Genomic DNA, 26694 nt, shown 5'->3' with positions numbered 1-26694 from the left:
AAGTAAGTTACACCATCAGGTGTTCGGTGTTATATTTAACAGAGCTATACCTGTCTTTAAAAAATTCGTACAGATAAATATTCATCAGCAATAAGCCCATTAAATAAAAATGGTCTTCAAACGGAATTGTACCCACCCTAAAACCAAGATTCTGCTTATCATTATACATCACAACGGGTATTGCAGTTAAAAAGCCATTTACGATGTAAAAGGGTATGAGCGAAACAAGGTAAGCCCTGTAAAATTTGTACATAAACCGGAACTTAACATTCACGTACTCCACATAGGAAAGCAAAATCAGCAGAAAGCCAAAATTGATAATCGTATACCACCGGTCATACCCAAAGAATAACATGGCAACGGAAAGTCCCAGAAACAGGTTACTGAGCGAAAAACTGTATTTCTGTAAATCATTATTTGGAAAATAAACGTTCAAACATTCATAAATAAAAATACAGGCATAGGGAACAGTCAGGAAAAAAAGTATTTCCTCAAGTGGCAAACCAAAAAACTGAATACCCACAATATAGTCAGGATTGAATGACCATACATGCAGTTTAACAAATAATAAATCCCACACCAGAAAAACAACACCTGTGATTGAAATCGCAGGTATTACAAACCTCCATTTACTAAAAAAGTAAACCTTTTTATCAAATGACAGCACAAGGGGAAAAAAAATGACGGCAATATTAATGAGCAGGTAGATATAATTCATTTAGTTAAATTTCTTTAAAATATTGACTTCAACCGCAGAACATCGTTTACTGTCAATCATAAACCGGGCAACATTTTTAATTAATTCATCGTTGGCTACGCCAAAGTTACGGTTTTGGTAGTGCTTTATAATTTCTTTCCTGTCTACATCCAGATCTTTACTAAACCCTAGAAAACCTGGTGTAAAATGTTCAATCGAAAAACGCATGAAACGAAGCTCCAAATTTTCAGCATCCATATTAATGGCTTTTTGCATTGTTTTTAACGCCTGCTTCAAATATTTGATCTTATTGTATGGATTCCAGGCGTGCTTGGCCTTGAGCGCCTCTAACGTACCGCAATACCCGTTAATTAAAGCAGTCTTATTTTTGAATTCGCTTAGTTTCAGATAGAGTGAGTCGGTAAGTGATGAATTATCAACAGCCTTGATTAAGTTATTCTTTAGTATGGCAACCTCTTTCGGAGACAATTGTGAATAGCTAACCTGAATGGAACCAAAAAAAAACAGTAATAAAATTTGAAATTTCCTCATCTAGTAAAACAAAGGTATAAAAAGTCAGTTGTTTTTTAAGGTTTGGAGAATCAGCAGTAAAAGATTCGAAAATTAGTTCATGATGGCACATTCCTTAACGTGCTTTATAAAACAAAATCGGTAAAAAATCACTTTATTTACGCAATGGATAATAAACCAAAAGTAATTGTGATCGGCGCAGGCTTTGCAGGATTGGCAGCCGCTGCAGTTTTAGCTAAAGATGGTTTTGAGGTTACCGTACTCGAAAAAAATGAAATGGCAGGAGGAAGGGCCAGAACCTGGGAGAAAGACGGCTTTACCTTCGATATGGGGCCGAGCTGGTATTGGATGCCTGATGTGTTTGAGAATTTCTATCAGCTATTTAACAAAACCACTGCTGATTTCTATGACCTGCAACGCTTAAGTCCATCATACAGGATTTATTTTGGACAGAATGATCGTATGGATATTCCTTCCACTTTAACAGATTTGTATCAACTATTTGAAGAACTTGAACCCAACAGCAGTAAAAATCTCGACTCATTTCTGGCACAGGCAAAATACAAATACGATGTAGGAATGAACGAGTATGTATTCAAGCCATCCCATAGTATAATGGAATATTTTGATCCGCGTTTAGCCGTTAGCGGGATCAAGCTGCAACTATTAGGCAACATGCGAAAACATGTACATAAGCTGTTTAAAAATGATAAGCTCAGAAAGCTGCTGGAATTTCCGGTTCTATTTCTCGGGGCCACCCCGCAAAATACACCCGCACTGTATAGCTTGATGAATTATGCCGATCTGGTATTGGGCACCTGGTACCCAAACGGCGGTATGCATAAAATTGTTTCAGCTATGCAAACCATTGCCATAGAACAAGGCGTGAAGTTCAAATTCAATACGGAGGTTACGAAAGTCAATGTGAAAAATAATATTGCAGATGAGGTAGTGACCAGCGACGGGAATTATAAAAGTGACTTCGTTATCGGAAATGCCGATTACAACCATATCGAACAAAAACTTTTAAATTCCGAAAACCGAAGATACACCGAGGAATACTGGGACAGCCGAACGATGGCTCCCTCTTGTTTATTATTCTATGTTGCTGTAGATAAAAAACTGAAAGACATTTTACACCATAACCTGTTTTTCGATGAAAACTTTGATGCACACGCTGAAGAAATTTATACAGAACCAAAATGGCCATCCAAACCATTGTTCTATGTATGCTGCCCTTCTGTTACCGATAGCAGTGTAGCACCTGAAGGATGCGAAAATCTTTTCTTTTTAATTCCTGTAGCACCCGGACTGAAAGATATCGAAAGCAAAAGAGAAGAATACTTTAATTTGATCCTTAAACGCTTCAATGAATTAACAGGAAACGACATACATAACAATATTTTGTTCAAAAGGAGCTATGCCATGAAAGATTTTGAGCAGGACTACCATGCCTTCAAAGGAAATGCCTATGGCTTAGCAAACACATTGAAACAAACCGCATTCTTAAAACCAAAGATGGCTTCCGTTGTAACAAATTTTTTATACACCGGACAATTAACCGTTCCAGGCCCTGGAGTGCCCCCTGCAATCATATCAGGGCAAGTGGTAGCAAAAGAAATAAAAAAAAAGTTAAAAAAAGCTTGACAAACTTAAAATTTCCCCTATCTTTATAACCACAAAACAAAAACACTATTTAAAAGCCTGAAAACACATAATCGTTCAAGGTTTTCATTTGTTTCGAAATAAGAGAGAAGATAAGTTGTTGAAAGAAAAAATAAGAATCAACTAACCAAATATATGATAAGCAAGAAGGCCTGGAGACATCCGGGCCTTTTGCTTTTAATTCAATTTCCCTTTGAACCAACACGCATTAGCCATACAAAACTAATTCTTCATCAAATCTCCGGTGACTCCTAACAAAAAAAGCCCGGAAATAATCCCGGGCTTCATGTTTTTCATGTGGTGTATTTTAAGCCATTTCAGCTAAAGCAATATCTTTAGAGTATGTTTTCAGGTATTTTTTAAGAATTCCACGCGCAACGTGAATACGAGTTTTTACTGTTCCAATTGGAATGTTCAGCATATCTGCTATTTCATGGTATTTGAAGCCTTCGAAATAACGGATAAAAGGAATATAATATTCTTCAGGCAGTTGCGCTAAAGCCTTATCTATATCGCCGAGCACGAATTTACTTTCTGCCTGATTTTTGGTTGCACTATAAGAAAGATTCGCTGAAGATATATCGTCGCTTTGGGTAATTAATGTATTGGTTTTAACCAGACGGCGATAGTTATTGATAAAGGTATTTTTCATGATGGTAAACAACCACCCTTTTAAATTTGTACCTTCTTTAAACTTATTATAATACGTAATAGCCTTAAGCATGGTATCCTGTACAAGATCATTTGCATCTTCTGCATCTTTGGTAAAATTTAAAGCGTAAGATCTAAGCGATACTGAATGGTGATTAACTAGGTGATTGAATTCGAATTTTGTCATGATGTTTAGCTTTAGGTAAGATAAAAAGTCAAATGAACTAGGTTTCATTCCCTTTAGCTTAAACAAAATTAGTACCAAAAATTTTTGGCATGGCCGCTAACCCCTGTACGGGTTTTAGGGGAAGATTTCGTCACAGAATATTTACTTCACGTTCTAGGGTGACTCCAAAAGTAGACTTTACACTGTCTATAATCTGGGCAGAAAAATCGAAAACATCTGTGCCAGAAGCCCCTCCGTGGTTCACCAGTACCAGTGCCTGGTTTTTCCACGTACCAGTTTTACCTACAACTTTCCCTTTCCAGCCACATTGTTCAATCAACCATCCTGCTGCGAGCTTAATTTTATTATCAGCTGTTGGATAATGCACTACATCCGGGTGCCTGGCGATCACATCTGCGAACTCGAATTTTTCAATAATGGGATTTTTAAAAAAACTGCCTGCATTTCCTATAGTGGATGGATCGGGGAGTTTACTAACCCGAATATGAGACACCGCCGCAGAAACATCTGCAATTCCCGGCGCTTCAATACCACGTTCTTGCAATTCGGCCTCGATTGCACCATACGATGTATTAACATTTGCATCTGTTTTCAATCTGAATGTTACAGATGTTATGATATACTGACCTTTTAATTCGCCTTTGAAAACACTTTCACGATAACCAAAATGGCAATCATCAAATGTAAAAACCTTAAATTCACCTGTACTGATATCAAAAGCCCTGCAACGCTCAAATACATCTTTTAGTTCTACGCCGTAAGCGCCAATATTCTGAATAGGTGAAGCGCCAACAGTACCGGGAATCAGGCTCAGGTTTTCTACGCCCCCAAAGTTATGGTCCACACAATAATTAACAAAATCATTCCATACCTCTCCAGCTCCGGCAGTAACCAGTACATCCGCACCATTTGTTTCCGAAGAAATACCTTTAATACACATTCTGATGATCATACCATCGTAATCTTTGGTAAAAAGCACATTGCTTCCACCGCCGATAATAAAAAGTTCCTGATTTTTAGCCAGCTCAAGCCCGAACAAATCTGTTAAATCCTGTTCATCAAAAATTTCCACAAAATAAGCTGCCCTTACATCGATACCAAATGAATTAAAGGGCTTAAGCGAAACGTTTTCCTGAATTTGAAGCATGGTTGAAATATTATGCTGCAAAGTAAAGCAAAAAAAATAACTGCCCGGATTTTAACAGGTAAAAGTGTTTCAAAAACTGATTATCTGGGTATAGAAGTATGCGCTGCTAAAACCGACTTTCAACGGAGATTGTACGGAGTTTCATCGGAGTTTGATGGAAATCAGCCGGTTAACATGAGACCAAATTAAGTCTAAGCAAAAAATAAATTTGCAATTCATTCTTAATAGTTGTAAATTCAATTATTAAATTTTTTCGATATGGGAAGAGTAAAAAATGGAATCTTAGGAACTTTCAGTGGAAAAGTGGGTTCAGTAGTAGGAGTTGTTATGAGGGGAAAGAATTATGTGAGGGGTTTACCTGAAAAATCAAGTAAACCGGCTACCTCGAAACAAATTGCCGCCAGGGCAAAGTTCAGGTATTTTAATGAATGGCGGAATCCCTTTTCTACATTCTTTGCGATTACCTTCTTCAATCAAACTGCAACACATTCTGCCCAGAATGCAGTTCACCATTTTAATAAGGATGTCGTAATTGGCGAATACCCGGATTTTGATTTAGATTATCCAAAAATCAAAATCAGCGAAGGCACCTTAGCTTTACCGGAAAATTTTCAACTTCAATTAAGTGATCAAACTCTTTTGTTTACCTGGAAAAAGTTGCCCTCTGATTACCCGAACATGAAGATTGATGACCTGCTGGCATTTGCGGTATTCAAAAAAAATGATAAAATGGATATCGCAGCTAGCACATGCGCCGCGAGTAGAGGATCTGGCCATTACGAATTTACCCTACCTGAAAATTTTCACAGACAGGAGATTTATGTGTATGGAACATTTTTAAGCAACAACAGACAGCAGGCATGTACAAGTATTTGTTTCGGACTTTATTCCGTCCCGCTACCTTAGACGGAAATTAAATGATTACAAAAACAAACTTGTGCGGTACAACAACGCCGGATAAACCGAATTAAAGCAAACTGTATTTTACTTGGCCTTCAGGAACTTTTTGTTTACGAATAACAATCCGAAAGCTTTCCCCTGCTCTTTATTTCTGTTTTTATGATGGATCTTATGTGCTTTTCTTACTGCCATTAAATAGCTGTTCTTACTCGAGAAAGTTTTTAATCTTCGATGAACAAACCAGTCGTGCACAATAAAATAGATGACCCCATAAATACTGATCCCTAAACCGATAAAAAAAACATTTCCGAAATGATGCCTGTCTGCAAACATCAGGGCTAACGAAATCACAGCAAAGCCAACTGCAAACAAATCATTCCATTCAAAGAACGAATCCCTTTTTTGATGATGGCTCTTATGCATAAACCATAATGGTCCGTGAAACAGATATTTATGGATGCACCAGGAAAAACATTCCATTAATACAATAGTTACCAAAACAACGAGAAGCCTAACGATTATCACCTGCATAATATAAATTAATTCCTAAATATACTATAAACCAACGAAAAAGGTTTTAATTGTCACATGATTGTAAGCTTGCGTTCGAATTATGAATCAGGCAATTAACAATTTCATTTAAAACATCTAACTTTGACCAAAGTATTAAAAAAGTCAGAAAGTAGAAAAGTAAAATGATTGTAGCTGATAAAAAGCGAGAACAAATTATTGATGGAGCCATCAAGCGTTTCAGTCACTTCGGAATTGGTAAAACCACCATGAACGATATTGCTGAAGATCTCTCCGTTTCCAAGCCCTCCCTTTATTATTATTTCCCCGACAAGAAAAGTTTGATTGTTGGTGTGATTGAAAAAGTATTTACCGATTATTTTGATTTGTTAAAGAAAAAGTATAATCCGGATGCATCGTTGGAAACTGTCTTGTACCAAACCATCGACATCCGAAGCAGCTTCTTCCTGAAATATTTCATGCTAAGAATATCGGAAGGATTGCCGGATATTTTCAACGATGATTCGATGAAGAAAAAGTTAACTGCACTAAAGGATAACGAAAAAGTTTTTTTTGCAAATATTTTCGAAAAGGCACAGGTTAACGGGGAGATCAAACACGAAAGTATGTCACATGTAGCAGAACTCTATCTGGAAAGTTTGATGGGTTTAGTAAACATGTGTTTGCTGGAAATTGGAAAAGATTTGACTCCAGATAAAAAAGCAGTGAACAAAATGGCGCAGAAACAGAAAGATCTTTCATCGATTTTTATAAAAGGATTAAAGTGCTAAAGCCAGATACCAAAGCATAAGCTAAACAGGAGTAGTGTGCTGTCCTGATACTTATTACCAGCTGCTTGCTAAAAAAAGGAACCCAAAAACAAAAAAACAATACATTATGCTTAGAGTAAAAACGGTAAGATTAATGCTCATCCTCTTTGCTGGCATGGCCATACCACAACTGGTGGCTGCCCAACAAAAGGTTACCCTAAAAGACGCATTAAATTATGCCTTACAAAACAATGCCCGCGTTCGCAAGGCGAAACTGGATATACAGGGCGGCCGCTACAAGGTTGAAGAAGTGAGGGCTCAGGCTTTACCACAAATTACAGGTACCGCCGGCCTAACCTATAATCCTGTTATCGGTCAGTTAGTTGCCAATTTAGGTGGACAAACACAAGCCTTTAAATTAGGCCAGAACTGGAACTCATCAGCCGGCGTTCAGCTTTCACAACAACTTTTTAACCAGCAGGTGTTCACCGGCCTTCAGGCTGCGAGATCAAGTGAGGAATATTACAACCTCACTTCTCAGTTAACTGAAGAACAAATTATCGAGCTGGTAGCAAACAATTATTATCAGGTACTGGTAAACAGACAACAACTGAATGTAATTGATACCAACATCAAAAATGTAAAAATCGTTGAAAAGGTGATCTCAAATCAATTTAAAAATGGTTTAGCCAGAAAAATTGATGTTGATCGGATCACGGTCAACCTCACCAATCTGAATACGCAGCGCGATCAGGTAGTAAACGCCATCACCCAGTTAGAAAATCAATTAAAATTTTCAATGGGTATGCCGGTGAGCAATCCAATTGAACTACCAGCTACAGAATTAACTCAGGTTACCCAGTTACCCGTATTTACCGATTCTGTGGATTTAGCCAATAGAACTGAAGTTAAATTACTGGATAACCAGGATAAACTGCTCAACCTGCAGCGTAAAGCTTACCTGGCAGAATACTATCCTTCATTGGCACTGACCGGGAACTATACCTATTCGAGCCAAAGTGATGGCTTCGATTTCCTTAATTCAAATGCTGCTGCAATTGGTTACGGTGCTTCTGCAATTGGATTAACGCTTAGGGTTCCAATTTTTAATGGCTTTTTAACACGTTCAAAAGTTCGCCAGGCTAATGTTGACATCCTAAAGGCAAAAGAAGACCGCAAAGAATCTACCAATTCATTGAATCTGGCTTACGAAAATGCAAAAATTCAGCTTCGTAATAATCTGAACACGATTAATTCGCAACGTAAAAATGCAGACTTAGCTCAGGAGATCTACAAAAGCACCCAGAACAATTACAACAATGGACTGGCTTCCCTGACAGATCTACTGGAAACAGAAAACTCATTAACAGAGGCGCAGAACAGCTATACCCAGGCTTTATTAAATTATAAGATCGCCGAAATACAACTAATCAAATCAAACGGAAATATTAAATCGCTAGTACAATAGAAATGAAAAGAGTAATTACCATAATCATCGTAGTTGTTGTTGCCCTTGGTGCAATAGCCTATGTTTTAAGCAACAATAAAAAGAAGAACGAAGAGAAAACTGCTTTCATTGCTAAAGGTGGAGGTGCTGTTGCCGTTCGGGTTGCTACTGTTGAGAAGAAAGTTGTAGACATCGACTTCGTAGCAAATGGAACCTTTGCGCCGAAACAGGAACTTAATTTCTTATCTGAAAATGCCGGTCGTGTTACTGCTATTTACGTTGACGAAGGTTCACGTGTAAGCAAAGGACAGGTACTGGCACGTATTGATGCTGAGATTATCAATACTGATAGAGAAACTGCTCAGGCATCTTACGAAAACGCCAAAAGAGATGAAGCAAGATATCAAAGCTCTTACGAAACCGGCGGGGTAACCCAGCAACAACTTGACCAGGCTAAACTGGCTACCAGAAATGCAAAACTTCGTTTACAAGCCTCACAAAGAAAAGTAAGCGATGCTAACATTAAATCACCAATTAACGGTATTGTGAACAAGAGATACATAGAAGTTGGTGCGTTTGTAACCGCTCAGGGAACCCAGTTATTTGAATTGGTTGACGTATCTAAACTGAAACTGAAAGTAAATGTAAACGAAGCTCAGGTTGCAAGCTTGAAAATCGGCGACGATATCGCGATCAAATCTACTATTTTCCCTGATGAAAAATTCTCAGGAAAAGTGACTTTCATTGCAGCAAAAGCTGATGGTACTTTAAACTTCCCGGTTGAAATTGAGGTAAGCAATAACACCAAAAACAGCTTAAGAGCAGGAATGTATGGAACTGCAGTATTTAACTTCCCGAAACAGGCTCCAAGCATTTTGATTCCCCGTACTTCATTCGTGGGCAGTGTAAGTAGCAATCAGGTATTTATCTATGATAAAACCAACAATACTTCTAAAGTTCGTAATGTGGTTACAGGCCGTATTTTAGGCGACAATGTAGAAGTTCTTGATGGACTAAAAGAAGGCGAAACAGTGATCACCAGCGGTCAGATCAACTTAGCTGAAGGTACTGCTGTAAGCATTGTAAAATAAGTTAGAGAGATTTAGTCGGCTTTGAAATCGCGAAATGCCAATCGCAAAACGCAATACGAATTAAAATGAAGATAACAGATATATCTATAAAAAGGCCCTCGCTGGTAATTGTGGTTTTTACCGCACTTACTTTATTGGGGCTACTCAGTTACTTTTCGTTGGGCTATGAATTACTTCCAAAATTCTCGAACAACGTAGTATCTATTTCAACAATTTACCCTGGCGCTTCACCAAATGAGGTTGAGAATACCGTAACCAAGAAAATCGAGGATGCGGTATCATCAATGGAAAACATCAAAAAGATCAACTCAGTATCTTATGAGAGTTTATCGGCAGTGACCATCACCTTAACGGATAAGGCCAACATCGATATTTCCCTGAATGATGCACAACGTAAGGTAAATGCTATCCTGGCTGATCTGCCCGAAGACGTAAAAACACCATCTTTAAGTAAATTCTCGCTGGATGATTTACCGGTAATTACCATGACTGCTTCGGCAAACATGGACGACGTGTCATTCTACGATTTAATTGATCAGAGAATCGCCCCCGTGATTTCGAGGGTAAGTGGCGTGGCACAGGTGAATTTAGTAGGTGGTTCGGAACGTGAAATTCAGGTTTCACTTGATGCAGCCAACCTTCAGGGTTATAACCTTTCTGTACCTCAGGTACAGCAAATGATTTTAAGTTCAAACTTAGATTTCCCTACAGGAAGTGTAAAAACACTTAAACAAGATGTCTTGATCCGTTTATCGGGTAAATACAGAAGTATTGATGAATTGAGAAACCTGGTTTTAACCACTTCGCAAGATGGTTCTCAGATCCGCTTAGGTGATGTTGCAGATGTACAGGACTCGAAAAAGGAAACTGAAAAACTTGCACGTATTAACCGTCAGGCTTCCATTGCCATCCAGATTATCAAGCAAAGTGATGCAAACGCTGTTGAGGTAAGTGAAGGCACACACGCCATTATCGCAAAACTGAAACAAGAATATGCGGCCAACAAACTGGATATCAATATCGTTAATGATAGCTCTATCTTTACACTTGAATCTGCAGATGCCGTAATACACGATTTAATCTTAGCGGTTATCCTGGTAGCCTTTGTAATGCTTTTCTTCCTGCATAGTTTGCGTAATGCATTAATTGTAATGGTATCTATTCCGGTATCTCTGGTAGCAACATTTATTGGTATCAGCTTATTCGGTTTCACTTTGAACCTAATGTCGCTACTGGGACTATCACTTGTAGTGGGTATCCTGGTGGATGATGCGATTGTGGTACTTGAAAATATCCAGCGACACATGGAAATGGGTAAAAACAAAGTACGGGCTGCATCCGATGCAACACGCGAAATTGGTTTTACCGTTGTGTCCATTACGTTCGTAATTGTAGTGGTATTCTTCCCTATCGCTGTAAGTAGCGGACTGGTATCAAACATTCTGCGTCAGTTCTGTATCGTTGTAATCATCGCAACTTTACTGTCTTTATTGGCTTCATTTACCATTGTACCTTTAATTTTCTCTCGTTTCGGAAAATTAGAACATATCGAAGGCAAGAACATGTTTGGCCGCTTCATTTTGTGGTTCGAAAAACAGTTGAAGAAATTCACCTTATGGATCACGAGTATCTTAACATGGTCGCTTAACCATAAGGCACTTACCTTAATCATGGTATTTGTAATGTTCCTGGGCTCATGTGGCTTATTAGGAGCAGGATTTATCGGTTCAGAATTCTTCCCTAAATCGGATAAAGGTGAATTCCTTGTTCAGATTGAACTACCTAAAGATGCACCATTAGAACAAACGAACTTCTTCACCCAAAGAGCTGAAGCTTTCCTGGAAAAACAACCGGAAATTACGCAGTTGATTACAACAGTTGGTCAGGCCAGTGGCGATATGGGCGGTACGCAAGCTACTGCTTACAAATCAGAGATTAACGTAAAATTAGTTGATCGTAAAGAAAGAGAAGGCGTATCTTCTGATGTATTTGCAACAAAGATGAGTCGTGCTTTAGCCAAAGAATTAGTGGGTGCAAAAGTGAAAACGGTGCCTATCAGTATTTTGGGTATTGCAGAAAATGCGCCGATTAGTTTGGTGGTGATGGGATCGAATTTAGATAGCGCACTTAAATATGCAGAAGGCGCACAAGCACTACTTAAAACCATTCCCGGAGCAACTGAGATTAAATTATCAGTCGAAAAAGGTACACCTGAAATTAATGTTCAGGTAGACAGAGATAAAATGTCGGCGGTTGGATTAACGCTTGCTACAGTAGGGTCGACGATGCAAACCGCATTTGCCGGAAATACGGATGGTAAATACAGGAAAGGTGAATATGAGTACGACATCAATATCCAATACCAGGATTTTAACAGAAAAAACATTGATGATGTACGTAACCTGATCTTCATAAATGATAAAGGTGCGCAAATCAAGCTCTCACAATTTGCTGAAATCACCGAAGGTTCAGGCCCAAGTCAGCTGGAGCGATTGAATAAATCCACCTCAGTATCTGTTCAGGCGCAATCTATTGGTAGGCCAACAGGAACCATTGTTGCAGAATTCCAGCAGAAACTGGAAGACATGCAGAAGAATGGTAAGCTTAAAGCACCTGTAGGGGTAAGCTATACCTGGGCAGGTGACCAGGAAAACCAGTCAGAAGGTTTCGGAACATTGGGTATTGCCTTATTAGCATCGGTAATTTTAGTTTACCTGATCATGGTAGCGCTATATGATAGTTTTATTTATCCGCTGGTAGTGATGTTCTCGCTTCCATTAGCAGTAATCGGAGCATTACTGGCCCTGGCATTGACCAATAATTCGATCGGTATCTTTACCATTTTAGGTTTGATTATGTTAATGGGTCTGGTAGCGAAGAATGCGATTATATTAGTCGATTTCACCAACCACCTTAAAGCAGAAGGTAAAGAAACTAAAGAAGCTTTGGTACTCGCTAACCATGCCCGTTTACGTCCGATTCTGATGACCACCATCGCCATGGTATTTGGTATGCTTCCGATTGCATTGGCAAGCGGTGCAGGTGCCGAATGGAAAAATGGTCTGGCCTGGGTTATTGTAGGCGGATTAACCAGCTCACTATTCTTAACCTTAATTGTAGTACCGGTAGTTTATTTAATATTCGACAGAATGTTAGAGCGCTTTGGCTTTAATAAAAAAGGAAAAACCATCGATGACTTAATGGTTGAACCTTATGACCATAAAGATGTTCTGGAATACGATTTAGACCACGGACACTAATTAAACACCCAGATTAACAATCAGAAAGCCCCGCTAACCCGCGGGGCTTTTTATGTTTACCATAACAAAATTTGCTGTAGCGGCTACTGCAATTTGTTAAAAAGTGCGTTAGAAAACATTTCGGCTTCATTCTTGTATATTAGCTGATATGTTTAAAATTATTCAGCAAATAATTCTAGCGTTTATTGTTTTCACCGCATACGCTCAACACCCTCCTGTTTTTTCTGCAATGACTACTGATTCATCATTCATTAAAGTTGCCAATCTAAACATTAATCTGGTAAAGTATAGTTACAAACCAAATGGAGTAAGGTTTTTGGTGGTACATGATAACGAAGATACCGGTGTTAAGGCAGGATTTGATTATATCCGGTGGAGTGGCGGGGAATTGATCGACAGCCAGTATGGCGGAGCAAGAGACTACGTTTTCAATTATATGGATGACCCGTATCGCATCGACCCCAATGCCATTTACACAGAGAAAGGAGTAAATACACGTCTGAAAAAAAGCGCCTATAGCTCGAATGAGGTGGAAAAAATGATTTTGAATGCCGGCAAACAAATCTTAGATTTCTATAACCCGAAAGAAACAGGTTATATATTAACATTGCATAATAATGCTGATGGTGGTTTCGGAATATCTTCTTACCTCCCCGGCTATGATTTATCGAGCACAGCAGATTCGGTTTACATCAATTTCCAGATGGACGGCGATGACCTGGTTTACGTTACCGAGCCTCGCTTATTTACTAGTTTTAAAAAAGCGAATGTAAATGTCATTCTGCAATCGAAGTTTGTAGAGAATGACGGGTCCTTATCGGTATACGCCATGCAGGAAAAGATTCCATATATCAATGTTGAAGTGCAACACGGACATCAAAATGAAAACCTAAGGCTGATTGAACTTGCAGTGGCAGCGTTGAAGGAATACGGATTAATTAAAAATACGATGAATACCACCAAGGATAATCTGAGTAGTAAACCTACTCAATAGCACTCATTTTACTCACCAGAAAGCTTACCAGCAATCCAAAACAGCCGATTACCGCATAAGAATACTGAAGGCTTGACAGTTCGGAAATTCCACCTATTAGCGGCGGACCAAGTAAAAATCCGAAATAGCTCACACTGGAAACAATGGCAATGGCAATTCCGGGCGCGATCTTTCCGTTTTTACCAGCAACAGAATAAACGGTTGGTACAATACTGGATACCCCTACCCCAACTAACATAAAACCAATAGTTGCCGTGAGTACATATGGCAAAAACACAGAGATAAACATTCCTGCTGATATAATCAGTCCGCTGATTTGAATGGTGCGTTTGCGTCCCAGGCGGGCAATAATTTTATCCCCTATAAAGCGGCCTGTAGCCATCATAATCATGAAAGAAGTATAACCTAAAATCACAAGCGATGAAGGTGCGCGAACGATATCCTTAAAATAAACACCGCTCCAGTCGAACATCGCCCCTTCAGTTGCCATACTGCAGAAACCAATGATGCCCAGTTGAATCAATCCCCAGTCAGGCATTACAAATTTCTTCTTGCGTTCGGTAACAACTCCTTTTCCGGGAACCAGATGCTTATAGTTAAGGGTGACGTTTCCAAAGATTAGGAGGGCAATTATCCAGAAGTGATAATATGGGACAATATGCAGGTTAATCATCAGTAAGCCTACCAAAGCACCGGTAAACCCTGCAATGCTCCAGGCCCCATGGAAGGAAGTCATGATCGGGCGTCCGAATAGTTTTTCAGCTTCCGAACCCTGGGTATTTACGGAGATGTTGCACATATTACCTACGATTCCAAAAAGGAAAAGAAAGGCGGCAAGATGCCAGGGGGCAGTGGCAAGGCCAAGATTAGTTAACGCTAAAACATACAATGGCGCCGTAATCGTTAATATTCTTTTGCTTCCAAAACGGGTGACTAAACGTCCTGAAATAATCATGGTGAGTAATTGTCCGGCAGGTAGTGCGAGCAATATACTTCCCAACTCTCCATCTGAAAGGTTTAAAGTATGCTTGATATCAGGAATACGACTTGCCCAGGATGCGAAAGCAATTCCTTGTCCGAAATAAAATAGTGCAACAGCAAGACGAATGCGGTTTAATGTGCTTTCTGAACCTTCAGTTTTAATATTCGATCGACTTAGAATTTCCTGACCAGGACTTATTTCTTCCAAAATAAAGGGTTTAAATGGTATTCGTTATATTTTGCAAAGTTCCCAAAATGAATTGGTAAATGGAAGACCTATTTATCATTTAGATACAATAAAAGCAGGTTAGAAAAAATCCCCGTAAATTATTAAATTCTACGGGGATTACATTCCGAAATGATATGACCGAAAGCCGATCAATACGGGCGGTTATATTTTATTTGGCTGAAAAAACTTTACTGTTCCATCTCCTTCACTGGCAACAATAAGTAAACTTCTCCCATTCGGACTATCCTTAGGTTTCACAAATAAAACACCCTCAGGCGCATCACCTGTTGCAAACAATTGAACAAATTTTGGAGATGCAGGTGTAGAAACATCATAAACAGCGATCATATCTACCCGCTCCATACCAATAAAAGCAAGTGTTTTTCCATTAACCTGAGCTACTGTTACGCCCTCAACCTCAACACCTTTATTATCCGAACGCTCATCGTCGTATTTACCGGCATCTATAACATGCTGCTCCAGGTCCTTGCCTATGTTCGCTACCAATGCACCTGTACTTGCGTTTAAAATACTTAGGCTTCTTCCACCAGTTGCATACAATTCGTCATAGTCACCATCACCATCCGTGTCGCCAAATGCTTTAGTTACGGTTAATCTACCCAGATTTGCATCAATCTGAAATGTCGCAGCTGTTGGAAACTTCGCAGCATCTAACTTTAAACTTTTCACTCTTGCTTCTTCATCATAACCTTTCCAGGCACGGGTATCACCTTCATTTGCCAATGCAAGATAAGATGTACCACCTGTGGTGAAATAGGAAATGGCATCAGGCAGATAAAAAGCTTTAATTGGCCAGGTCCCCAAAACAGTCTTGCTATCTTTATCACTCACGTCGAATGCATTTTCTGCCATACTGATATCTCTTGTACCCAATGGATTAATTTTAGTGATGGTACCACTTACGATATCCACTTCTGCAACACCATTATTTTCCTGAAGTGTTACAAATGCTTTCTTTGAATCAGCACTTACCGCGATATATTCAGGCTCAATATCCTGCGCAAAACTTGCATTAGGCCCATAAATTCTAAAACCACCGGCAAGTAGAGTTGCTTTTTGAGATTCGAATCCGGAGAAATCTACTGTTTTAACCGAATAATTACTTTTTACATTGATAACCGATATGGATCCTACTGGATCAACTGTATAAGCATCATTTGGTTCACCTTCATTAGCCGACAGGATGTAATTTCCATCAGGACTAAATGTAACCATATCAGGCATGGCACCTACAGTAATTTTTTTTACTTCAGATAAATCGGAAGTCTTTAGAACCACCACATCTCCATTTCCCTGCTTATCAGCGCCGTCTAAAGCTACAGCCAGCAAACCATTGTTAACAGCCACGCTGTTAATTCCGGCATTGGATGGATAGGTAAGTGTTCTTAATTTAGTCACCGTTGGATAGTTGGTTAAATCGATTACTTCCACTTTCGCACCGCCTTCGTTACTGAATACGAAAAGCTTTTTGGTAGATGGATCGTATGCTGAAATCTCTGCTGAGGTTTCGCCTCCAAGATCAATAGAAGCAATTTCTTTGAAAGAAGCAATATCCTCCGCTACAATCGGCTCAGTTTCATCTATAGGTTCTGAAGTTTTTTTACAGGCAGAAAATGCCATCGTTGCCGTTAGTAAGGCAAAGAAAAGTTTTTTACGGTTCATGATTGTTTTATCTGATCCGCAAAAATAGATTTGGATAACGCTGATTTTCAGCCTTTAATTGTTATCTTTTTGTTAAGGAATTGTTGGAGAAGGGGTAAAAAGCAAAGCCTGCAGATTTTGATCATCAGCAGGCTTTGCAGGATGTTTAAATATGGATGGCCCTGTTATCAGTTGCAGCTAACGCCGCTTCTTTCAAGGCTTCAGTATAAGTTGGGTGAGCATGGCAGGTACGTGCAATGTCTTCTGCCGATGCACGGAATTCCATTGCGATTACAGCCTCTGCAATCATATCTGCAGCACGTGGGCCAATCATATGTACACCCAGAACTTCATCAGTTGCAGCGTCTGCCAGAACTTTAATGAAGCCATCTGTATCCATACTGGCTTTAGCACGTCCGCTCGCTTTGAACGGGAATGAACCTGCTTTATATTTCGTACCCTTTTCTTTCAATTGCTCCTCTGTTAAACCTACAGAAGCAACTTCAGGCCAGGTATAAACTACCCCAGGAATTAAATTGTAATTGATATGCGGTTTTTGTCCGGCAATGGTTTCAGCCACATACGTGCCTTCATCTTCAGCCTTATGTGCAAGCATCGCTCCTGTAATCACGTCGCCAATTGCATAAACACCTTTTACGGAAGTTTCCAGATGCTCGTTTACAGGAATTTTTTTACCCCGCTCTTCAACGGTAATCCCGATTTTTTCTAAACCCAAACCTTCAGTGTATGCTGTACGGCCTACAGCTACAATGCAATAATCAGCTTCCAGTGAAATTGATTCACCTTTGGCCGTATCAGCTGTAACGGTTACGGTGTTCCCTTTTGTAGTAGCTCCGGTAACTTTATGCCCCATATAGAATTCCATTCCCAGTGTTTTTTTCAAAACACGCTGTAATTCTTTACCCAAACCAGCATCCATAGTAGCGATGATTGATGGTAAGTATTCAACAACGGAAACTTTTGTACCTAACCGAGCGTACACTGAACCTAATTCAAGACCAATTACGCCACCGCCAATTACAACCATTGTTTTAGGAACTTCCTTGATGTTTAAAGCTTCTGTTGAGGTTATGATGCGTTTTTTATCGATTGGCAAAAATGGCAATGCAGTTGGTTTAGAGCCAGTAGCGATAATCACATTTTTCGCTGTCAGGGTTTCAGTACTTCCATCAGCTTTAGTAATGAGTACAGTATTTTTATCTACAAAGGAGCCTATACCTTCGTAAGAATCAATTTTATTTTTTTTGAATAAATAAGTGATACCCGCAGTATTCTGAGCAACAACGTCGTCTTTACGGGCGATCATTTGCTTCATATCAACTTTTAGATCTTTAAGATTAATACCATGGGTAGTGAAGGTATGAGCGGCGTTGTGAAAATGCTCTGAAGAATCCAGTAAAGCCTTAGATGGGATACACCCTACGTTTAAGCAGGTACCTCCAAAAGTTTTGTATTTTTCTATAACTGCAGTTTTCAAACCTAACTGAGCACAACGGATTGCGCCTACATAACCGCCCGGCCCTGAACCGATAACAACGACATCGTATTGCATAATTCTTTTAAAATTTTGATTGACCAAATGTAGGGAAAAAAGGCGGAAAGCTGAAAGTTAAACCTTAAACACTACCCTGAAAATGAACAATTTTACCTTTTAAACGCATTCCGTAAAATCAGCTCTTATTCGGTTCTAATTTAAGTTAAAAACGAGACGAGCGAAAAGGTAGCGATATCGGAAAATACAACAGACTTCAACCATTGTGAAGTCTGTTATACGAATCATCCTTAAAAAGAGAGCGAAATTTTAAAGGCTGTAAGAAGCAAGTGCACTGAGAACAGCTCCGGTTGATGAACCTTCCTTCTTTAATTCTCCATCCACGTAAATTTGTGCTTTTAACGATGAGGAAGCATCTACTCCGCGTGCATTTCCGGTTACGTTTAGAGAAACTGTTCCGGCAGGAACGGTGATTTCAGGGCTTGTCCAGGTAGTACCGCTTAACGTTGTTGCAGAAGTAATCTGACTGTCGTAACCATATACTACGGTACTGATGCTGCTGCCTGCAGATGCCACCATTTTAAAAACTACCTTATGCGATGTTTTCGAAGGACCGTCAACATTGTCATCGTCTTTCTTACATCCCGTAAAACCGGTAACGAGCATGAGCGCAAAGAAAGAAAGCACCCATGTTTTAATTTTTGTGTTTTTCATAATTAGATTTAAATAATAGATACACAAATAAACGAACGGGCGTTTTAGTACACAATAACCTTTATCCGGCATTTTTTTATACCTGTTTTCAGGTATATTATTCATTAGATTTCGGGTTGAGGAATAAACCTTGCATTTTTATTTTTAATGAGAAATTATATCATCTTCCTGCTATTCTTAATTTCTAATCCTTCAAGCAGCCATGCACAACAACTCAGGGAAACAGACCGAAAATTTACGGATAGCTTAAACCGGCTGATAACCGGCAATGTCAGCGATAGTTTAAAAGCTGAAGCTGCTTTCAGATTAACGGATTTCTGGGCAGAAACCGATAGTTCAAAAGCGATTTCTTCACTTAATAAAGCGAGATCCCTTGCTGAGAAATTCCCGCTGCTCGTGGCCAGGTCCTATTGGTATGAGTCCAGGATTTATCAGGAAAACGATTTTGAAAAGGCACAAATGCTGCTGATGCAGGCAGAGTCCTTGCTTAAACAATTCCATACCAAAAAAGTATACAGATTACGATCAATGGTTTGGCATAATTACGGATTAATCCTTCAGCATCAGGATAATTTAAAGGGCATGCTCGATGTATTGATTCATCATGTACTTCCTCTATCCAAAGTGGCTGGAGATAATGAACTTCTTGGAACCGAGTACATTTCTATCGGAACGGTATTCATGAACCTGGAACAATACGCGAAAGCGACAACCTACCTTACCCAGGGAATACGGCTCTTGAAAAGTGCCCCTCCCAAACAACGATATTTACTCATCAATGCCTACTTGGTGCTTGCGGATAACTATTGTCAGCTTAAAGAATATGAACTGACTAAACGCTATCTGAACCTTTCCAAAAACACACTCGAGGAGTCTGAAAACAAGCAATTTGGTGCATTAATCGATAACTTCTGGCTGGACTATCATAAAACATCAACACGTTACTGCATCAGTACGAACAATTACTTCGCTGCTTTGCAACATGCCAGCAAAGCGGCTACTCTCGCAGAGAAATTCGGCGATCATTATTCTATTCAGGAAATGAGTTTTGAGCGCTATAAAATATTCTTCGCGCAAAAAAAGTATGCTATGGCTAAAAGCGCGCTGAATGCAGTGATCGATAAACCAGAGTTTAACGCTCTTGCCGGTAATCAACTTGCATTGGCAGAGGCTGCAGCAGAAGTCAATTTTGCCACCCGTAATTTCGAGGAAGCATATGGCTGGTTACAGAAAAGCAAACACCTGAATGACAGCCTGAGCGAAAGCAAACTAAAACAGGATGTGAATGCACTTGAAATTAAATATAAGAATGTCGAAAATCAGAAAAAAATAGCAACATTAAATGCCGATAAAAAGCAAAATGCACTGATTATCAGGAAAAGCAAAACCACCGCTTTTCTTTTGATTGCTGCTTCAGTACTGCTGCTTGTCATTTTAATCCTTTTGCTGATTTATTACCGAAATTACCGAAAGCTTGCTGAGCAACGGGCAATTAATTACCATCAGAAAATGGCAGATTTAGAGCAAAAACAACAACTCGAAATTGGAAGGGCAATGTTAAACGCAGAAGAAAAGGAACGAAACCGGGTTGCGAGAGACTTACACGATGGTTTGGGTGGCATGTTATCAGGCTTGAAGATCAATTTATCAAACTGGGCTAAACAGCAGGAAGCTGCACTTCCGGATATTGAATTGCAAAGAATTGTCAATCAGCTCGATGGATCAGTAACTGAACTCAGGCATATTGCAAGGAATATGATGCCACAGACCTTGTTGAAATTCGGATTGGAAACGGCGTTAAAAGATCTTTCTGAATCGGCTATGAGCCATGATATGCATGTAGACTTTCAGGCAATCAACATTTCCGGAAATATCGCCCTCGAAGAACAGATTATCATATACCGGATTGTACAGGAAATGCTGAATAACACCTTAAAACATGCCCGGGCGAGTGAGGTAGTTTTGCAGTGTAGTGAAAATGAAAAACGCTTTTACGTTACCATTGAAGATAACGGCAGCGGTTTCGATACTGCAAATTACACAAAGGGTATGGGCATAGAAAACATTAAAAACCGTGTTGCTTACCTGAAAGGGAATTTCGATATTGAATCGCAGCCCGGAAATGGAACAACCATTAACATTGAAATTCCACTACGATATGAATAAAACAATTAAGCTGGCGGTGGTAGATGACCACCCCATTGTGATACAAGGGATTGTTTCCCTGCTAAATAACCTGGAGAACATGGAAGTTGCCGGAAGTTTCCAGTCGGGTACAGAACTGATTAACTTTTTATCATCGCACCAGCTGGATATTGTTTTACTCGACATTATGTTACCCGATATCAACGGTATTGAACTGTGTGCACATATTAAAAAAATATCACCGGCAACAGCCGTAATTGCCATTAGCAATCACACGGAGCGGAGCATCATTATGCAGATTCTACAAAATGGTGCAAGTGGGTATATTTTGAAAAATGCCTCGGTAGAAGAACTTCAGGCCTGCATTGAAACTGCCCGGAAGGGCGACATTGCCTTTAGCAAGGAAGTGATTGAAATTATCGCCAAACCTTCTGTAAATGATCTAAAGGGTCGTCCGAAGTTTACCAAAAGGGAGAAGCAAATCCTTCAGCTCATTGCGCAGGGAAAAACGACACCTATAATTGCCGAAGAACTATTTTTAAGTCCGCTTACCGTAGAAACTCACCGTCGCAATATGATGCAGAAACTTGATGTCAAAAACTCCATTGAGCTGATTAACATCGCCAATGAACAATTGCTTATCTAGGTGTCTGGCCAGCTAAAACATTTTCGAGCATATAGTTTTTTGCGTGTGAAAAGTTAAGGAAAAGTTGATCGGCTGCTTTGAGTTTCAAATGTGCCCTGATATTATTCTGGATAGCATAACAGGTAATTCCTGCAGCAACCGCAGCTTTCACGCCATTCAATGTGTCTTCAAAAACCAGACATTCTTCTTTCGCCAGGCCTAGCTTCTCCACACACAGGTTATAGCTTTCAGGATCGGGCTTGCTTTTGATTACATCCGTACGCGTTATGAAAACACTAAAATATTTTGCCATTCCGTTTTTTTCAAAAACGGCTTCTACATCCGCCCGCGGGCTTGCAGTTACAACGGCCAATGCAAAACCTTTATGGTAAAAATAGTCCACAAAATCGAGTGCGAACGGCATGAGTTCGATATCCTTCGTTTTAAATCCTTCTAAGGTAATCTGCTCCCGTCTTTCGATAAAACTATCCAGATCTTCATTCAGTTTATATCTGGTAAGGATGGTTTTGGCATTTTGTGGCAGAGGTATTCCTGCGTAATTCGTTAGCCAGTCTTTAAAATCGAGCTGAACATCGTATTGGACTAGAAAATCATTCCAGCAATTGAAATGGAACTTTTCTGAGTCAATCAATGTACCGTCAAGATCAAACAACAGGGCTTTTATTTTATTCATTTTTATTTTGGACTATTTCTTAAAATTGTGTGCCAGTTATGGCATGATTTCGAACAGGAAAAACTGCTGAATCTGGGTTTTACCGAAGTTATTATCTACGCAAAAAACTAGACTACTGTGGCCATTGGGTAATTTAGGTCCAAAAGTTATGCCTTCAATGTTATCGATATGCATGTTTAGACTATCAAAATCAAATAGCAGTTTTTTATTTAAAGGCCTTGGAGTATGCCTGATAAAAGATGGATTATCCATTACATTTTCTGCTCCATCCAGATCAACCAGGTAAAGCTTCACAAAAGAATGGTCATCACGGCCTTTTGCCCAAGCCCTTTCCATTACCAGAAGTATATGGTTGTTTACAGCCAAAATTTCAGAAATCCCATTGATATTCCAATCGCTTTCAACCGTTGGATTTATGGGCAACGCATCCAGACGATAAGCATACTGTGCAGTATTCTTCTTTGTTTTTACATTAAATTTCAAAATTCGGGTCAATGCCCTGTCAAAACCAAAATGTGATTGCTCCCCGTCCTGATAAAGTGGTTCTTCCAGACTCGCAAATAAGGTTTTATAGTCGCTGGTGTAGCTCAATCCTTCAAAAAATGCATTCTTTCTAACCCCATATGCCCTTTTGGTGATGTGAAAGCCTGTGGGCAGTGGAATTGTATCTATGAATTTACCAGAAGTAGAGATAAAAGTCACTGCCGGCTGCACAATAGTGGTATCTGTTTTCCGGAACAAACGCTCTCCCTCGTTACTCCAGATAAAGGTTTTGTTTCGGGGATTGTATCTCACGGATTCTCCATCAGCCTTTGAGTTTTTACCGTACTCATATTTTGGATACGGTAATCCGTTCTCCTGCAATATGGAGGTAACCCCGGTGATATTTACCGTATCTATTTTATTTCCGCTGATACGAATCTCCGCCGTGTAAATCCTTGCCGGATTAAATTGCGAAGGATCATCACTGATCAGGTAGTATTGATCTTCTTTAACATCATAATCGATACCAGATAATCCGCCAACCAGGGTATTCTGGAAAGTCCCATTAAGTGGCAGAACGTATTCATCCAGAAAGTGAACAGCTGATATGTTAAGTTCCTGTTTCTTTGAAGAAATACTTTTAGTGGAGGAACAGGAAGAAATAATCACAGCGAGTAATAACAGAACAATGCTAAAGGGTGTTTTTTTCAAACCGGAACATTTTATTGGTAAAAGTATGGAAGCATATTGGAATTAAAAACAAATAAAAGTTAATAACCGGATTCGACAGCCACACAGCAGGCTTTTTTTGTGAAAATAAAAAAGCCGTTCCAAATGGAACGGCTTAACGTTTTATCAGGTATTTATTAAAAAAGCTTACCAATAACCCTGTATGAAATATTGCTTCCATCAGCAACTTCTTCATAGTATACATCATCAGGAGATACATAATATTTCTCATTTTTGATGGTCACTTCTCTGCATCCTTCAGGTAGCTGCGTAATGATATCACCAATCTGGTGAGAATCTACCGGTCCATCAGTTGTGTTGAGTACGCCATCCTTTCCTGCAACAACATACACCTGTTTACCGTCTGCATTTTGTCCCTGGGTATAATAAACGCCTTTGTATTCATAGTAATCTACACCGTTGATGGTAACCAGATTCGCATCCTGAGGTAGCGATGGTACTTCTGCCCCTACCGGCGGTATAACTACTTCGTATTGATTGTTATTTTGCTGATAAAACAGTCCTCCGGAATAATAAAACTGTGCATCCCCATAATAAAAAGGATAATAACCATAGGGCAAAACACCTATCCGGAAACCTAGAAATGGTCTGTAGAAATTATAGTAGCTATAATATGGGCGATAATAAGGCCTGCCATATCCCGGGCGACCACCATATCCTGGACGTCCTCCAAAACCTGGACGATAACCTGGTCCGGGGCGATAACCTGGTCTGTTGTACCCGTAGCTCGGTCTGCCCGGCCTTCCTGGTGCCGGAGCATAATTACCACGATTAGGGGCCTGTGAAATTCTGTTTCCTGATGGTGCCTGACCGCCACCCCTCGAAACAGAACCCCCTCTCGATGGTGCTGCACTGGATCTGCTTCCACCAGAAGAACCACCCCCCCTGCCCGGACGCTGTGCAAAAACACTTTCAGTACTGAATGTTGCAATCATCGCTGCTGCAGCGAAGACAACCAATCCTTTATTTAATAACCTATTCATCTTTTGTGTCTAATTCAATTGATAGTATGACGGGAAAAATTGCCTAAAGATTATCTCTTAACTAAATTTAACTAAATTTTGATAAAGTGATGACGAATAGCTTTGTTGATGCTAACAAACCTTTTACGGGATGTTTTTTCTAATCAAATCTGAATCGCCTATATTTAAAGTTTATTCCTAAATATTAAATTAAATGAACTTTTCAAGATTTTTCAGCCTCCTGTTTTGTCTGTTTATCTCTCATCAATTGCTGGCTCAACAATCCGATTCGGCTTATGTACGGGAAAATTATACCAAAATAGAACGTCAGATTCCCATGCGAGATGGGGTCAAGCTTTTCACCTCGATCTACATACCCAAAAACCAAACTAAAAAATACCCCTTTCTGATTAACAGAACGCCTTATACCGTAGCACCTTATGGTGCAGATAAGTACAAAATGAGTCTTGGAAATTTTCCTGCCATGATGCGGGAGGGATTTATTTTCGTTTATCAGGACGTACGTGGAAGGTGGATGAGCGAAGGCAACTTTGCCGATATCCGGCCACAAACCACAAAAAAAAGTAAAAAAGATATTGATGAGAGCACCGATACCTACGACACTATAGATTGGTTGGTAAAGAACATCAAGGGGAACAACGGAAATGCCGGCATATACGGAATTTCTTATCCGGGATTTTACTCCACAACATCATTACCTAACGCACATCCTGCTTTGAAAGCAGTTTCACCACAAGCACCTGTAACCGACTGGTTCATGGGAGATGATTTTCACCATCGTGGCACTTTGTTCCTGATGGATGCCTTCGGATTTATGAGCAGTTTCGGGGTACCTCGTCCGAAGCCAATTACTCCAGATAAAGGGCCAAAAGGTTTTGAATTTCCTATTCAGGACAACTACCGTTTTTACCTGGAATCGGGTTCGGTTAAAAACCTGAAAGATAAATATTTTGTCGACAGCATTAAATTCTGGAATGACCTGTTTAAACACCCTAATCTCGATACTTTCTGGAAAGCCAGATTAATTACACCTCATTTAAAAAATGTGAAACCGGCAGTAATGGTTGTAGGTGGTTTTTTTGATGCTGAAGATGCTTACGGTACATTCGATACCTATAAAGCCATTGAAAAACAAAACCCTGGTGCTAACAACATTCTGGTAGCCGGCCCTTGGTTTCATGGCGGTTGGGTTAGAAGTGATGGTTCGTATTTCGGAGATATCCCCTTTGGACGAACAACCAGCATCGACTATCAGGAGCAATATGAATTGCCATTTTTCAAACAGTACCTGAAGGGTGAAGGAGATTTTAATGCGGCTGAAGCAAACATCTTCGTCACCGGATCTAATGAATGGAAAAAGTTTAAAACCTGGCCACCGCAGAATGTGGAAAGCAAAAATCTTTACCTGCAGCCCAATGGAAAACTTAGTTTTGAAAAAGTGGGCAGAACCGACAGCTGGGATGAATATGTGAGTGATCCGAACAATCCCGTACCCTATCAGGATGGTATCCAGGCGCGACGTACACGCGAGTACATGATAGATGATCAGCGTTTTGCAGCACGCAGACCAGACGTTAAAACCTATCAAACCGATGCTTTAAGTGAAGACATCACCCTAACCGGACCCGTATTGGCTAACCTGGCGGTTTCAACAACCGGTACAGATGCCGACTATGTAGTTAAACTCATAGATGTATATCCGGAAGACGCACCAAACCCCGTTCCGAATCCTAAAAACCTGGTTATGGGCGGATACGAAATGTTGATTCGTGGTGAAATTATGCGTGGAAAATACCGCAATAGCTTTGAAAAACCAGAGGCTTTCAATCCCGGAGTGGTTACTAAAGTGAATTATCCACTTCCTGATGTAGCGCATACTTTTAAAAAAGGGCATAAAATCATGATCCAGGTACAAAATTCATGGTTTCCTTTGGCAGACCGTAATCCACAAAAATTTATGGACATTTATCAGGCTGAGCCGGCTGACTTTCAAAAAGCGACACACAGGATCTTTCACGACGTAAATAATAGTTCATTCATCACCATTTCTGTTTTAAAATAAACC

General features: G+C 39.7%; 22 protein-coding genes. 10 read left to right on the top strand and 12 right to left on the bottom strand.

Translation table 11 applies throughout. The features are described from left to right. Positions 1-7: 7 nt before the first annotated feature. Together AB669_RS15710 and AB669_RS15705 are read right to left on the bottom strand one after the other, a co-directional pair. Positions 8-718 (bottom strand): lycopene cyclase domain-containing protein, encoded by a 711-nt coding sequence (locus tag AB669_RS15710; protein WP_047800213.1) that lies wholly within the window; start codon positions 716-718, stop codon positions 8-10. Next, complete coding sequence (locus AB669_RS15705; protein WP_047800212.1) at positions 719-1249, bottom strand: hypothetical protein; 531 nt, start codon at positions 1247-1249, stop codon at positions 719-721. It abuts the gene before it with no gap. A gap of 144 nt (positions 1250-1393) precedes the next feature. On the opposite strand from AB669_RS15705, the gene AB669_RS15700 reads away from it, so the two are divergent. After that, the gene (locus AB669_RS15700; RefSeq protein ID WP_047800211.1) at positions 1394-2875 is read left to right on the top strand and encodes an NAD(P)/FAD-dependent oxidoreductase; all 1482 of its coding nucleotides are present in this window, start codon (positions 1394-1396) and stop codon (positions 2873-2875) included. A gap of 325 nt (positions 2876-3200) precedes the next feature. Here AB669_RS15700 and AB669_RS15695 read toward each other — a convergent pair whose 3' ends face one another. Together AB669_RS15695 and murB are read right to left on the bottom strand one after the other, a co-directional pair. Further along, a complete protein-coding gene (locus AB669_RS15695) occupies positions 3201-3731 on the bottom strand; it encodes an RNA polymerase sigma factor (RefSeq protein WP_047800424.1) in 531 nt (176 codons plus the stop codon). Between the two features lie 130 nt (positions 3732-3861). Beyond that, on the bottom strand, positions 3862-4878 hold the full coding sequence (gene murB, locus AB669_RS15690; RefSeq protein ID WP_047800210.1) for a UDP-N-acetylmuramate dehydrogenase: 1017 nt from the start codon (positions 4876-4878) through the stop codon (positions 3862-3864). Positions 4879-5136: 258 nt separating this feature from the next. Here murB and AB669_RS21620 point away from each other — a divergent pair, with 258 nt between their 5' ends. Further along, the gene (locus tag AB669_RS21620; protein ID WP_053058430.1) at positions 5137-5784 is read left to right on the top strand and encodes a DUF6266 family protein; all 648 of its coding nucleotides are present in this window, start codon (positions 5137-5139) and stop codon (positions 5782-5784) included. 78 nt (positions 5785-5862) lie between these two features. Here the strand turns inward: AB669_RS21620 and AB669_RS15680 are convergent, their stop codons facing one another. Continuing rightward, the gene (locus AB669_RS15680) at positions 5863-6309 is read right to left on the bottom strand and encodes a sterol desaturase family protein (RefSeq protein WP_053058429.1); all 447 of its coding nucleotides are present in this window, start codon (positions 6307-6309) and stop codon (positions 5863-5865) included. A 164-nt stretch (positions 6310-6473) separates the two neighbouring features. On the opposite strand from AB669_RS15680, the gene AB669_RS15675 reads away from it, so the two are divergent. The 5 genes from AB669_RS15675 (at position 6474) to AB669_RS15655 (ending at position 13850) form a co-directional block, all read left to right on the top strand. Next, the gene (locus AB669_RS15675) at positions 6474-7079 is read left to right on the top strand and encodes a TetR/AcrR family transcriptional regulator (RefSeq protein WP_047800209.1); all 606 of its coding nucleotides are present in this window, start codon (positions 6474-6476) and stop codon (positions 7077-7079) included. 106 nt (positions 7080-7185) lie between these two features. Next, complete coding sequence (locus AB669_RS15670; protein WP_047800421.1) at positions 7186-8526, top strand: TolC family protein; 1341 nt, start codon at positions 7186-7188, stop codon at positions 8524-8526. 2 nt (positions 8527-8528) lie between these two features. After that, the gene (locus AB669_RS15665; protein WP_047800208.1) at positions 8529-9596 is read left to right on the top strand and encodes an efflux RND transporter periplasmic adaptor subunit; all 1068 of its coding nucleotides are present in this window, start codon (positions 8529-8531) and stop codon (positions 9594-9596) included. A 65-nt stretch (positions 9597-9661) separates the two neighbouring features. Then, positions 9662-12856 carry an efflux RND transporter permease subunit gene (locus AB669_RS15660; protein ID WP_047800207.1) on the top strand — a complete coding sequence of 1065 codons (3195 nt, stop codon included), beginning with the start codon at positions 9662-9664 and terminating at the stop codon, positions 12854-12856. Positions 12857-13004: 148 nt separating this feature from the next. Then, complete coding sequence (locus tag AB669_RS15655; RefSeq protein ID WP_047800206.1) at positions 13005-13850, top strand: hypothetical protein; 846 nt, start codon at positions 13005-13007, stop codon at positions 13848-13850. Here AB669_RS15655 and AB669_RS15650 read toward each other — a convergent pair. The 4 genes from AB669_RS15650 to AB669_RS15635 all read right to left on the bottom strand — a co-directional run bounded on the left by AB669_RS15650 (position 13840) and on the right by AB669_RS15635 (position 18949). Further along, complete coding sequence (locus AB669_RS15650; RefSeq protein ID WP_156166758.1) at positions 13840-15039, bottom strand: MFS transporter; 1200 nt, start codon at positions 15037-15039, stop codon at positions 13840-13842. The two genes, AB669_RS15655 and AB669_RS15650, sit on opposite strands and share 11 nt — an antisense overlap. 183 nt (positions 15040-15222) lie before the next feature. Continuing rightward, a complete protein-coding gene (locus AB669_RS15645) occupies positions 15223-16743 on the bottom strand; it encodes a choice-of-anchor I family protein (protein WP_047800205.1) in 1521 nt (506 codons plus the stop codon). Between the two features lie 145 nt (positions 16744-16888). After that, complete coding sequence (lpdA, locus tag AB669_RS15640) at positions 16889-18295, bottom strand: dihydrolipoyl dehydrogenase (RefSeq protein WP_047800204.1); 1407 nt, start codon at positions 18293-18295, stop codon at positions 16889-16891. A 249-nt stretch (positions 18296-18544) separates the two neighbouring features. Beyond that, positions 18545-18949: a hypothetical protein gene (locus AB669_RS15635; RefSeq protein ID WP_047800419.1), complete on the bottom strand. Its 405-nt coding sequence runs from the start codon at positions 18947-18949 to the stop codon at positions 18545-18547. A 147-nt stretch (positions 18950-19096) separates the two neighbouring features. On the opposite strand from AB669_RS15635, the gene AB669_RS15630 reads away from it, so the two are divergent. Together AB669_RS15630 and AB669_RS15625 are read left to right on the top strand one after the other, a co-directional pair. Next, positions 19097-21115 carry a sensor histidine kinase gene (locus AB669_RS15630; protein ID WP_047800203.1) on the top strand — a complete coding sequence of 673 codons (2019 nt, stop codon included), beginning with the start codon at positions 19097-19099 and terminating at the stop codon, positions 21113-21115. After that, the gene (locus AB669_RS15625) at positions 21108-21740 is read left to right on the top strand and encodes a response regulator transcription factor (protein WP_047800202.1); all 633 of its coding nucleotides are present in this window, start codon (positions 21108-21110) and stop codon (positions 21738-21740) included. Before AB669_RS15630 ends, AB669_RS15625 begins: the two co-directional genes overlap by 8 nt. Here the strand turns inward: AB669_RS15625 and AB669_RS15620 are convergent. From AB669_RS15620 to AB669_RS15610, 3 genes are all read right to left on the bottom strand, one after another. Further along, complete coding sequence (locus tag AB669_RS15620; protein WP_047800201.1) at positions 21733-22413, bottom strand: HAD family phosphatase; 681 nt, start codon at positions 22411-22413, stop codon at positions 21733-21735. The two genes, AB669_RS15625 and AB669_RS15620, sit on opposite strands and share 8 nt — an antisense overlap. Before the next feature lie 36 nt (positions 22414-22449). Continuing rightward, entirely contained in the window at positions 22450-23607 is a 1158-nt protein-coding gene (locus AB669_RS15615; RefSeq protein WP_053058428.1) for an esterase-like activity of phytase family protein, read from the bottom strand. A gap of 155 nt (positions 23608-23762) precedes the next feature. Continuing rightward, positions 23763-24629: a DUF6515 family protein gene (locus AB669_RS15610; protein ID WP_047800200.1), complete on the bottom strand. Its 867-nt coding sequence runs from the start codon at positions 24627-24629 to the stop codon at positions 23763-23765. Positions 24630-24822: 193 nt separating this feature from the next. On the opposite strand from AB669_RS15610, the gene AB669_RS15605 reads away from it, so the two are divergent. Then, complete coding sequence (locus AB669_RS15605; RefSeq protein ID WP_047800199.1) at positions 24823-26691, top strand: CocE/NonD family hydrolase; 1869 nt, start codon at positions 24823-24825, stop codon at positions 26689-26691. Positions 26692-26694 lie beyond the last annotated feature (3 nt).

Origin of the sequence: Pedobacter sp. BMA, from assembly GCF_001027745.1 — a bacterium.
Classification (GTDB): Bacteria; Bacteroidota; Bacteroidia; order Sphingobacteriales; family Sphingobacteriaceae; genus Pedobacter.
Note: the sequence above shows the minus strand (reverse complement) of the source record. Positions and strands in the feature narration are given on the sequence as shown.

Bases quoted from the DNA above. Each gene is read 5' to 3' on its own strand.
- AB669_RS21620 (WP_053058430.1), top strand. From the start codon at position 5,137: ATGGGAAGAGTAAAAAATGGAATCTTAGGAACTTTCAGTGGAAAAGTG.
- AB669_RS15680 (WP_053058429.1), bottom strand. From the start codon at position 6,309: ATGCAGGTGATAATCGTTAGGCTTCTCGTTGTTTTGGTAACTATTGTA.
- AB669_RS15645 (WP_047800205.1), bottom strand. From the start codon at position 16,743: ATGAACCGTAAAAAACTTTTCTTTGCCTTACTAACGGCAACGATGGCA.
- lpdA (WP_047800204.1), bottom strand. From the start codon at position 18,295: ATGCAATACGATGTCGTTGTTATCGGTTCAGGGCCGGGCGGTTATGTA.
- AB669_RS15620 (WP_047800201.1), bottom strand. From the start codon at position 22,413: ATGAATAAAATAAAAGCCCTGTTGTTTGATCTTGACGGTACATTGATT.
- AB669_RS15665 (WP_047800208.1), top strand. From the start codon at position 8,529: ATGAAAAGAGTAATTACCATAATCATCGTAGTTGTTGTTGCCCTTGGT.
- AB669_RS15605 (WP_047800199.1), top strand. From the start codon at position 24,823: ATGAACTTTTCAAGATTTTTCAGCCTCCTGTTTTGTCTGTTTATCTCT.
- AB669_RS15630 (WP_047800203.1), top strand. From the start codon at position 19,097: ATGAGAAATTATATCATCTTCCTGCTATTCTTAATTTCTAATCCTTCA.
- AB669_RS15625 (WP_047800202.1), top strand. From the start codon at position 21,108: ATGAATAAAACAATTAAGCTGGCGGTGGTAGATGACCACCCCATTGTG.
- AB669_RS15705 (WP_047800212.1), bottom strand. From the start codon at position 1,249: ATGAGGAAATTTCAAATTTTATTACTGTTTTTTTTTGGTTCCATTCAG.
- murB (WP_047800210.1), bottom strand. From the start codon at position 4,878: ATGCTTCAAATTCAGGAAAACGTTTCGCTTAAGCCCTTTAATTCATTT.
- AB669_RS15635 (WP_047800419.1), bottom strand. From the start codon at position 18,949: ATGAAAAACACAAAAATTAAAACATGGGTGCTTTCTTTCTTTGCGCTC.
- AB669_RS15610 (WP_047800200.1), bottom strand. From the start codon at position 24,629: ATGAATAGGTTATTAAATAAAGGATTGGTTGTCTTCGCTGCAGCAGCG.
- AB669_RS15660 (WP_047800207.1), top strand. From the start codon at position 9,662: ATGAAGATAACAGATATATCTATAAAAAGGCCCTCGCTGGTAATTGTG.
- AB669_RS15710 (WP_047800213.1), bottom strand. From the start codon at position 718: ATGAATTATATCTACCTGCTCATTAATATTGCCGTCATTTTTTTTCCC.
- AB669_RS15670 (WP_047800421.1), top strand. From the start codon at position 7,186: ATGCTTAGAGTAAAAACGGTAAGATTAATGCTCATCCTCTTTGCTGGC.
- AB669_RS15700 (WP_047800211.1), top strand. From the start codon at position 1,394: ATGGATAATAAACCAAAAGTAATTGTGATCGGCGCAGGCTTTGCAGGA.
- AB669_RS15655 (WP_047800206.1), top strand. From the start codon at position 13,005: ATGTTTAAAATTATTCAGCAAATAATTCTAGCGTTTATTGTTTTCACC.
- AB669_RS15675 (WP_047800209.1), top strand. From the start codon at position 6,474: ATGATTGTAGCTGATAAAAAGCGAGAACAAATTATTGATGGAGCCATC.
- AB669_RS15695 (WP_047800424.1), bottom strand. From the start codon at position 3,731: ATGACAAAATTCGAATTCAATCACCTAGTTAATCACCATTCAGTATCG.